Genomic DNA, 7,054 nt, shown 5'->3' with positions numbered 1-7,054 from the left:
TATCGCCACAGCAATAACCGGATGAATGGGATGGTGTAGAGGTATCTACATCTGGACGTCTATTTTAATTAGTGCCCCCCCCGATTGCCAGCACTATTTTGTCGCGCAGTGTCCAATGGGTCACAAGCGGTGCTCTCCTATCCCGAAAGGGATGGAAATCAAACGTTTTTCTCTGGTTGCTTTGGTCAATAGAGGGCAAGAAAAGCGATTGTCCTCCCAAAGCCACTTTATTCATCCAGATAATATTTGCACGCCGCGCGCCCTGCTGGGACAATAACGCGCCTTAATCTTGGCCATCAAATGAAGCAATCGCAGGAGATTCAGATGCCTTCTCGTAAAGAGCTTGCCAATGCCATTCGTGCATTGAGTATGGATGCCGTTCAAAAAGCCAACTCCGGTCACCCGGGCGCCCCCATGGGAATGGCGGATATCGCCGAAGTGCTGTGGCGTAGCCACCTCAGACATAACCCGAACAACCCCAAGTGGGCCGACCGCGACCGTTTCATTCTCTCCAACGGCCACGGCTCCATGCTGCTGTACTCCCTGCTGCACCTCTCCGGTTATGACCTCTCCATCGACGATCTGAAAAACTTCCGCCAACTGCACTCTCGCACCCCGGGTCACCCGGAGTACGGCTATGCACCGGGCGTTGAAACCACCACTGGCCCGCTGGGTCAGGGCATCACCAACGCCGTAGGTATGGCGATCGCCGAAAAAGCCATGGCTGAGCAGTTCAACCAGCCGGGCCACGACATCGTTGACCACTACACCTATGCCTTTATGGGCGACGGCTGCCTGATGGAAGGTATCTCCCACGAAGCGTGCTCCCTGGCAGGTACCCTGCAACTGGGCAAACTGATCGCGTTCTGGGATGACAACGGCATCTCCATCGACGGTCACGTAGAAGGTTGGTTCACCGACGACACCGTCAAGCGTTTCGAAGCCTACGGGTGGCACGTAATCCCGGCTGTTGACGGTCACAGCCCGGAAGCCATCAATGCCGCCATCGAAGCCGCCAAGGCCGAGACCGGCAAGCCGACTCTGATCTGCTGCCGCACCATCATCGGTTACGGTTCCCCGAACAAGTCCGGTTCCCACGACTGCCACGGCTCACCGCTCGGCAACGACGAGATCGCCGCTGCGCGCGCGTTCCTGAAGTGGGACCACGCGCCGTTCGTTATCCCGGCCGATATCGCTGCCGAGTGGAACGCTCAGGAGAAGGGCGCTGCACTGGAAGCCGACTGGGCTGCCAAGTTCGCTGCCTATGAAGCCGCTCACCCGACTCTGGCTGCCGAATTCAAGCGCCGTACCGCTGGCGAACTGCCGGCCAACTGGGCTGCCGAATCCGCCAAGATCATCGAAACCCTGCAAGCCAACCCGGCCAAGATTGCGACCCGTAAAGCGTCCCAGAACTCTCTGGAAGCCTTCGGCAAGCTGCTGCCGGAGTTCATGGGCGGCTCCGCCGACCTGGCTCCGTCCAACCTGACCATGTGGTCCGGCTCCAAGTCCCTGACCAACGACGATGCCTCCGGCAACTACATCCACTACGGTGTACGTGAGTTCGGCATGTCCGCCATCATGAACGGTATCGCCCTGCACGGTGGTTTCATCCCCTACGGCGCCACCTTCCTGATGTTCATGGAGTATGCCCGCAACGCCCTGCGCATGGCTGCCCTGATGAAGCAGCGCGCCATCTTCGTTTACACCCACGACTCTATCGGTCTGGGTGAAGATGGCCCGACTCACCAGCCGGTTGAGCAGATCGCCTCCCTGCGTCTGACTCCGAACATGAGCACCTGGCGTCCGTGTGACCAGGTTGAATCTGCCATCGCCTGGAAACACGCCATCGAGCGTACCGACGGCCCGACCTCTCTGATCTTCTCTCGTCAGAACCTGGCCCAAATGGACCGTACTGCCCAGCAGTTGGCCGACACCGCCAAGGGTGGCTACGTGCTGAAGGATTGCGCCGGTACTCCGGAGCTGATCCTGATCGCCACCGGTTCCGAAGTGGAACTGGCCGTTGCCGCCTATGAGCAGCTGACTGCCAAGGGCCGTGCCGTGCGCGTGGTCTCTCTGCCGTCTACCGACGTGTTCGACGCCCAGTCTGCCGAGTACAAGGAGTCCGTTCTGCCGTCCTCCGTCACCAAGCGTGTGGCCATCGAAGCCGGCATCGCTGACTACTGGTACAAGTACGTCGGTTTCGGCGGCAAGATCATCGGTATGACCACCTTCGGTGAGTCTGCACCGGCCGAGCTGCTGTTCAAGGAATTCGGCTTTACCGTGGAAAACGTGGTTGCGACCGCTGAATCCCTGTAATTGCTGAATATTGGGTCAATCTGACTCAATAGCCGGAACGATAAAACGCCCTCCATCGCAAGATGGGGGGCGTTTTTTATTCACATTAGAGATTTTTATTAGTGTTGATTTGTTATATCAAAAGCTTTTATTCTTGATGATGAAAATTCAGATATAGAAAAATAATTCACGACGATGCATAAAAGGATCAATATGGACCGTTTTCGGTTGATAACAAAGAAACTATTAAGTACTAATTATAAAAATAGTATTCTAATAGCATCACTCATTACCATAGTTGTATCCCCAGTATTTATTTATGTTAATATTTTTAATGGTGGGATATCACATGAACACTCTCGCTGGGCTGAGTTTGGTTCAGCAATTGGTGGGATCTATGCCCCAATAGTTGGGGGGCTCACGTTATTTGTTTTACTCCGTCAGGTCGGTTTGCAGGAACAGGTAAACGACCAGTATTATTTACAGCAGGCAAGAGAGGATATCGAGTTTTATGCGTCACAATTATCGACTATCCTCGATGACCCCTTGGTTGGTGACATGTCATTGCGGGCGGTGCTTCATGAGAGGTTTATGTTATGTAACACTGAAACTTTATCTTCTGAAGAGATGAAAGAGATTGCTATCGATATTCATCGAATAATACCTAAATCGATTGATATGTGGTCTGCAATTTATCATATTTTAATCGGTTTAACTGCAGTTGATTCTGCTCAATTCAAAATGACATTATCGTCATCTAAACAGAAGCTTATTGCATTGCTTAGTATAGAAATTTGTGTGGCTTTAGATAATCTTCATTTTTCTCGGTCACATGAAACTTGTAGCTTCAACTATGAGTTTAGCCCCTACTTGGATAAAATTAATTAAAAGTCCGTAGGTTCGATTAGCGAAGCGTAATCGGACGTTCGCGTTCTTTAAGACGATGCCATAAAAATAATGCCCCATATGTTACATAAAAAGAGACCGGCCATCAGCCGGTCTCTTTTTTTATTTACCGCAACATTACGCCTGCGGCGGGGTGCTTTCGGCGTTGGACATCACTGCATCGATTTGTACCAGAGCACCGGCGGGAAGTTCACTTACCCCGATTACGGTGCGGGCAGGCAGGTAGCCCGGGAAGTATTTGGTGTAGACGGCGTTGACCGCATCCAGATCCGCGATATTGCCGAGCTGGATATTGACCTTGACGATATCGTCCATCACATGGCCGATGCTCTCCACAATCGCCTTGATATTGCTCAGGCACTGGGCGGTCTGCTCCTTGATGCAGCCAGCCAGGATCTTGCTGGTGGCGGGGTCAATCGGCAGTTGGGCAGAGAGATGATTGTAGTGGGAGAAGGCGACGGTCTGGGTGTGCAAGGGGCTGCGCGGTGCCTTGTCGGTATTGCGGGCACGGATCACCAGATTGTGTCTGTCTTCCACCAGTTGCGGCGGGGTGCCGTCACCGTGGGAGATGACCGCATCCATCTGCACCCGTGCCCCCATGGGCAGGGCGGCGGCACTGACCACCGAGCGGGCGGGCAGATAGGCGACGGCGCGGGCGATGGCGGAGTCGGGGAAGAAGGTGGTGTAGACCTCGTTGACGGCCTCCAGATCGGCCAGATCGGTCAGATAGACGGTGACCTTGACGATATCGTCAAACGGCACGTCGATGCTCTCCAGCACGTGCTTGATGTTGCGCAGGCACTGGCCCGCCTGCTCCTTGATGCCACCGGCAACCAGTTGGCCAGAGGCTGCATCGACTGGCTGCTGGGCGCCGATATTGTTGTAGTGGGAGAAGGCCACGGTATGAGTGGAGAGCGGATTGTGCGGCGCCTTGTCACTGTTGCGGGCCAGTTTAATCAGCGGGCTGGGGGCTTGCGGGAAGGTGCCTTCGCCGTTGGAGATGATGGCATCGATCTGCACCAGCGCGCCCAGCGGCAGGGCGGCGACGGCGAGGGTGGTGCGGGTCGGCAGATAGCCCGGGAAGAATTCGCGATAGACGGCGTTGACCGCCTCCAGATCCGCCATCTCTTTCAGGAAGATGGTCGCTTTGACCATATCGTCCATCACGTGGCCGATGCTCTCGATGATCGCCTTGAGGTTGCTCAGGCACTGTCTGGCCTGCGCAGTGACATCGCCACTCACCATCTTGCCGGTGGCCGGATCGACCGGCAGCTGGGCGGAGATATTGTTGTAATGGGAGAACGCCACCGTTTGGGTGCAGGGGCCCAGATCCTGGGGTGCATGGGGGGTATTTCTTGCCGACTTGATGATGGTGCCACTCATAGATATGCCTCTTTTTAATATTTGTTGTTAATTCAGGTACAGGTTGACCCCATCTTGTTGCTCGCCATGGCCACTGCGCCAGCGGCGGCATCCCCGGTTATTATTTGTGATCCACTCAATTACTGAGAGGAATAATGGAGAAGAGGACAGGGTAGATATTTCAGACGCTGCGATTCTATGAGTCGCTATCAGGGGTTGCAAACCGCTGATTGCATTTCTATGAGATGGCTCAATGGGCGCAAAATTAATGATATTGCTATTCAATTCACCCGAAATCGTAGCCAACTCGTGCGCAAATGGTGCCGAACCGGCGGACAGCCTTGCCCTGACTGGGTTTGCTCTCCCCCTCTGCGGGATATTGGCGTGTGAATAAAGGGTTAATATTATGCGCCGATGTGCAAATAATGCATATTATGGTGCATGGATATCTGTTTTAAGTTTTTTTAAGGGGCTATGAAAATTCCCGTGAATATGCATGTCCACCTTATTAAAGATACCTCTGGAATATAATTCACGGCTTTTGCATTCCTCTCTGTTAATGATAATTCCGGCATACTCGGTGACGTCTTGCTGGCAGCCTGGATCTGTTATTAACGCCATAAAATTCTATGCCATGAATTTGCACGGCGGATCTGCCCCTGCTGCACAGGAGTGGGGAGCATGGCGTTGGCGTGACGGTGTGCAGGAGCTGTGGTGCTGGATGAGAGGTGGCGTTGGATGAGGGGGGGTGGTGGCAATCCTCTTCTCTTCACGCCGGTTGCATCCTCCGATGGGTGGGGTTGCCCCGCATCATAGGTTTTTCCACTTTTTGCGGCTTTGTCCTATCTCCCCCTTATCTGTGGCTGGTTGTGATGATTGGGATGGTTTTCAGGGCTCTGGAAAAGTTCAGATGATTTCGCAGGAACAAAGTTCAATATGTTGTTTTTAAAGGAAAATGTGTCAAAAAATGGATTTATCGACCGCTTTTTATGGTTTCTTGATGAAACTGTTAATTAGTGGCGTGATTGCGAGTCAGGTCGCTTTTTTCACTCGCTATTAATCGTATGATTAATAAGGTAATCAAGGAGCCCTGACGGAGAGCATCGATGCACCGGCAGGCCATTGCCCAGGATTGGCAAGCGAGATCGCATCGCGATCATCATTACCTGACTGTGGAGGATTTATGCTGGGTTTCGTTCTGGGCGATATGTATTGTCAAACATCTGGGCAGCGGTTACCTCCTCGCCTGGGAAAGAGCTTTCCCATTCCTGCCGATTACCGACTGCGCGGCCGGGTATCCGCCGCCATCATGACCATCGAGAGCCTGCTCAATACCCCTTATCCGCAAAAGCAGTTTCGTGATCTGGTCTTTGGCGCCTTTATCGAGCGCCAGCGTCGGCTGTTTGGCGAACATGTGATTGTGGCCCGCATGGAAGGGGAGGAGGGGCTGGAGCTGTCGATTGATCTCTCGTTTGTCAGCACCGCCGTACCTGTGGGCCTCTTGGCCATCTCTGAAGAGCTGGCCCTCGCTACGGCGCCGCGTCCCAAGAAGAGTCATCCCCACTACGAGGCGCTGTGCAAGGCGATCGACTGCATGGTGATGCTGATGTTTTATGGCAAGGTGATCCGCCAGCGGAATACGGTGTTGGAAAATATCGGCCATCAGTTTGGTTATCAGCCCGCGGCGACCCTGACGGCGCGCGTTGGCAAGGGTGGGGAGGATGATTACGACGCCTTCATGGTCAATATCATGACCTGTATTGCCCACTCCAACTCGCTCAAGGAGGCGCTGGAGAACGCCAGCCGGATGGGAATTCAGGAGCCCGCTTTCTTCTGCATCGTCGGGGCGATTGCCAGCACCCTGTGGGGCGTGCCCAGACTGTGGGCGTATCAAGCCTCACAGCTGATCCATCGCTCCCACCATCACTACATCCAGAATCTGCTTCGCTGTGAAACCCGTGCCGGGCGGCGCCATATCAATCTGGAGCCGCCAAAGCCCCCGCTGTTTGCACCGTTCCGGCAACAGGTTGTGCGTCTGTTCAAGGGGGCACACTGATCCGCAGCCCCCTTGTCATCACTCAGGCGGGATAAAGCGCCCCCAGCACAGCCGGACGGCTGGCGCCGGTGACGGCGGGCAGGTTACCCGGCTTGCGGTGAACAAAACACATGGCCAGCCAGGCAAAGGCAGCGCCTTCCACCCAGTCGGGGGCAAGGCCCAGCTCGGCAGTGCTGGCGATGCGCCATGCAGGCAGCAGGCTGGCCAGCTCCTTCAGCAAGGGGGCGTTATGGGCGCCGCCGCCGCAGACAAACAGCTCGGCTTTCGGCTGGCTGGCACCGACTGACTCGGGCCGGGCGGGCAGTTGGCGGGCGATGCTGTGGCAGGTGAGCGCCTGCAGGGTGCGCTGCACATCCACGGGGGCGTATGAAGTGCCTGCCAGCTCCCCATCGAGCCAATCGAGGGTAAACATCTCCCGTCCGGTGCTCTTGGGGG

The 7,054-nt window shown here is 54.9% G+C and carries 5 protein-coding genes; 3 read left to right on the top strand and 2 right to left on the bottom strand.

The window, feature by feature from the left end; translation table 11 throughout:
* The first annotated feature begins 324 nt into the window (after positions 1-324).
* Both tkt and AACS18_RS12485 read left to right on the top strand, forming a co-directional pair.
* Positions 325-2,316, top strand: a complete 1,992-nt coding sequence (gene tkt / locus AACS18_RS12490; protein ID WP_005338517.1) for a transketolase — start codon at positions 325-327, stop codon at positions 2,314-2,316.
* A gap of 192 nt (positions 2,317-2,508) precedes the next feature.
* Positions 2,509-3,183, top strand: coding sequence for a hypothetical protein (locus tag AACS18_RS12485; RefSeq protein ID WP_108612437.1), 675 nt, complete (start codon positions 2,509-2,511; stop codon positions 3,181-3,183).
* 135 nt (positions 3,184-3,318) lie between these two features.
* Here AACS18_RS12485 and AACS18_RS12480 read toward each other — a convergent pair whose 3' ends face one another.
* Positions 3,319-4,584, bottom strand: a complete 1,266-nt coding sequence (locus AACS18_RS12480) for a RidA family protein (RefSeq protein ID WP_108612436.1) — start codon at positions 4,582-4,584, stop codon at positions 3,319-3,321.
* 1,162 nt (positions 4,585-5,746) lie between these two features.
* On the opposite strand from AACS18_RS12480, the gene AACS18_RS12475 reads away from it, so the two are divergent.
* Entirely contained in the window at positions 5,747-6,619 is an 873-nt protein-coding gene (locus AACS18_RS12475) for a hypothetical protein (protein WP_108612435.1), read from the top strand.
* 22 nt (positions 6,620-6,641) lie between these two features.
* Here the strand turns inward: AACS18_RS12475 and AACS18_RS12470 are convergent.
* Positions 6,642-7,054, bottom strand: a 413-nt coding sequence (locus tag AACS18_RS12470) for an anhydro-N-acetylmuramic acid kinase (RefSeq protein ID WP_181363275.1), incomplete at its 5' end; no start/stop codon positions are given.

This window comes from Aeromonas sp. HMWF015 (assembly GCF_963878965.1).
Lineage (GTDB): Bacteria > Pseudomonadota > Gammaproteobacteria > Enterobacterales > Aeromonadaceae > Aeromonas > Aeromonas veronii.
The sequence above is the reverse complement of the archived record's forward strand: the minus strand, read 5'-3'. Positions and strand labels throughout refer to the sequence as shown.

Bases quoted from the DNA above. Each gene is read 5' to 3' on its own strand.
- tkt (WP_005338517.1), top strand. From the start codon at position 325: ATGCCTTCTCGTAAAGAGCTTGCCAATGCCATTCGTGCATTGAGTATG.
- AACS18_RS12485 (WP_108612437.1), top strand. From the start codon at position 2,509: ATGGACCGTTTTCGGTTGATAACAAAGAAACTATTAAGTACTAATTAT.
- AACS18_RS12480 (WP_108612436.1), bottom strand. From the start codon at position 4,584: ATGAGTGGCACCATCATCAAGTCGGCAAGAAATACCCCCCATGCACCC.
- AACS18_RS12475 (WP_108612435.1), top strand. From the start codon at position 5,747: ATGCTGGGTTTCGTTCTGGGCGATATGTATTGTCAAACATCTGGGCAG.